General features: G+C 47.8%; 2 protein-coding genes. One reads left to right on the plus strand and one right to left on the minus strand.

Annotation, left to right across the window (positions count from 1 at the left end):
• Positions 1-141: 141 nt before the first annotated feature.
• The gene (locus Q0338_RS02240) at positions 142-1,725 is read right to left on the minus strand and encodes a cyclic peptide export ABC transporter (RefSeq protein ID WP_298085338.1); all 1,584 of its coding nucleotides are present in this window, start codon (positions 1,723-1,725) and stop codon (positions 142-144) included.
• Between the two features lie 96 nt (positions 1,726-1,821).
• Between Q0338_RS02240 and Q0338_RS02245 the strand changes: the two genes are divergently transcribed.
• Entirely contained in the window at positions 1,822-2,442 is a 621-nt protein-coding gene (locus tag Q0338_RS02245; protein WP_298085339.1) for a YigZ family protein, read from the plus strand.
• Positions 2,443-2,621: the final 179 nt, after the last annotated feature.

A 2,621-nucleotide genomic window follows, 5' to 3' on the forward strand; every position in this document is an offset into this window, starting at 1 on the left:
TATCCTCTGTAAGGCCGATGAAATTATCGTTCATCATTCCTAGCGCCATCTCTTTTGCTTCTCTTGCTTCCTCGCTTAGCTGCATTCTATCTCCTTGATTTTAAAATGATATCCGTTATTTTAACCGTTTTTAGCTGAATTTTAGCCCTTAACGAGCGCGATCTGCCCGTTTCGTATCTCGTAAATTTTATCCGCCGCGTCAAAATACGCATCGTCGTGGCTGATTGCAAAAATCGTGTAGCCTTGCGCCTTAAGCCCCGGCAAAAACTCCGTGTAAAAATGCCGCCTAAACTCGGGGTCTTGATCGGCCGCCCACTCGTCAAGGATCAAAAATTTGCGCTTTTCAAGCAGCGCAGCGACCATAGCGAGGCGTTTTTTCTGGCCTTGGGAGAGATTTAGCGTGCTGAAATTTCCGTCCTTGACGCTTACTTTATTTTCTATCGACATCTTTTTTAGTAGCCCCTCTATCAGTGCCAGATCGTCGCTCATAACCTCGTCAAAGAGATAAAAGTCGCTAAACACCGCGCTGATCGTGTTTGCGTAGCTTTTTAAATTTAACTCGGTAATCTTGACGTCATCTGCGAACATCTCGCCGCTTTTTGGCGCTAAAAGCCCCGCTAAAATCATAAATAGCGTGCTTTTGCCGCTGCCGTTTTTACCGATCAAAAAGACCGTTTCGCCGCGCCTAATCTCTAAATTTATATCTTTTAGCGCAAATTCGCTCCCCTCGTCGTAGGCGAAATTTATATCTTTTAGGCGCAGTTTTTGCCAAATTTGCGGAGCCGTCTCGCCTAGCTCAAACTCAGGCTCAAAGGGCGCTAGATCTAGCTTTTTTAGCCGCTCGTAGGCGATGCGCGCGCGAAAGACGCTAGGCACCGAGTAAAGCAGCATCATGAGAGGCGCTCGCAAAAAAAGTATCGCCAAGGCCACCGTGATCGCATCCTGCAGGCTAGCGGTATCGTAGGCTAGGCAAAAATATATCTCGATGCCCACGGCGCCCAGCATCACGGTGTTTAGCCAGTTGCTCATAAAGGATTGATGGATCTCGGCTTTTACGATATTTTCGCGCAGGCTTTTTGCGTTTGGGATAAAGCGGTCCCAAAAAAGCCGCTTCGCGCGGGCTAAATTTAAGCTAAGCTCCCTGTGCCCCTCGATGCAGGTCTGATAGTCGCGGTATAGCGCATCCTCGCCGTTACGGCATTGTTCGTAGTATTTGTGGATATTTTTGATGAAGTATCGGCAAATCCATGTCGCCGCGCTCATCCAAAGCACCAAAAACACGAAAATCTCGGCCGAGATATAAAGCACGTAAGCGCCCGTCGCGCCGATGATGAGCACGCCTTGGATGATGCTTGGCACCTGCATAAAGCCGTCGGTTAGGCTGCGCACGTCGCTTGAGAGCGAGGCGATCAAATTTGACTTGCCCGCGGCTACGATTTTTTGATTTGCGGTATCTAGAATCCTTTTTATCGTTTTGGCTCGCAGCTCGTAGACAAAATCGTTGCCGATCACGCTAAGAGCGATGCGCGAGAGCACCGAAAAGCCCAAAAACAAAATCAAAAGCGCGAAAAACGCGAGCAAAATTTGAGCGTCTTGTTCTTTTAAATTTAAGAGGTATTTGTTGATAAAGGCTAGTATTAGGATCCCAGAACCGCTAAAAACGGCGCTAGATACGATCATGGCGATGATTTGCCAAAGCGTTTTTTTTGAGATTTTTTTAAACATTTTCATTCTTTTTGAGAGCTTATTTCATTTTAGCCGCCATTTTATAAGAATATTTTTAAAATTTCGCTAAAATCGGGCTTTATTTAAAGGAGAAAATTGCAAACGGTTTTGCGGGTCGTATCGACCAAAACTGAAGCCAAAAAATCGACGTTTTTATGTTTTTTGTGCCCGATTTGCGAGTTTAAAGCCTTGCACGAACAGCTAAAAGCGGAGCATCCAAAGGCCGCGCACGTCGTGTGGGCGCTGCGCGAGCGAAACGGCTACGGCCAGATAGTGGAAAATCAAAGCGACGACGGCGAGCCAAAGGGCACGAGCGGGCAACCCTCGCTAAACGCGCTTAGAGGCGCCCAGCTCGTAAACGCGGGCGCGCTCATCGTTCGGTATTTTGGCGGGATAAAGCTAGGCACGGGCGGACTCGTGCGAGCGTATGGCGCAGCGGTAAACGCGGCGATAGACGAGGCCGCTGACTGCGGGGCGCTGGTTAAATTTGAGATAAAATCGCTTTGCCTGTTTTTTACGCCGTACGCGCTAGGCTCGCGATTTGAGCACTATTTTGAAAAGCGAAATCTAAGCTTTGAGCGAGAATTTAACGAGGAGGGCGCGATCTGGCGAGCGGAGTTTAACAGCGCCGAATTTGACGAATTTCAGGCATTTGCGAGCGGGTTTGAGCAGGAGGGGTTTAAATTTTACGCTTTACCGTTAGCCGCGAAAGGGTAAGTTAAGAGGCGCAGAAATTCACGTTGGGTTTATACTGGACGGTTATAATTCTGATATTTTCGGGTTGATGCTTTAATGATTTGATAAATTTTACTTAAATTGTTTGCGTTAAGGGGGAAGGGGCTTGAATTACGCTCTGCTCTGCAGTTGCGAGGCAAAGCCGAAGCAAAAGAGCCCCC

The organism is uncultured Campylobacter sp., assembly GCF_938018145.1.
Lineage (GTDB): Bacteria > Campylobacterota > Campylobacteria > Campylobacterales > Campylobacteraceae > Campylobacter_A.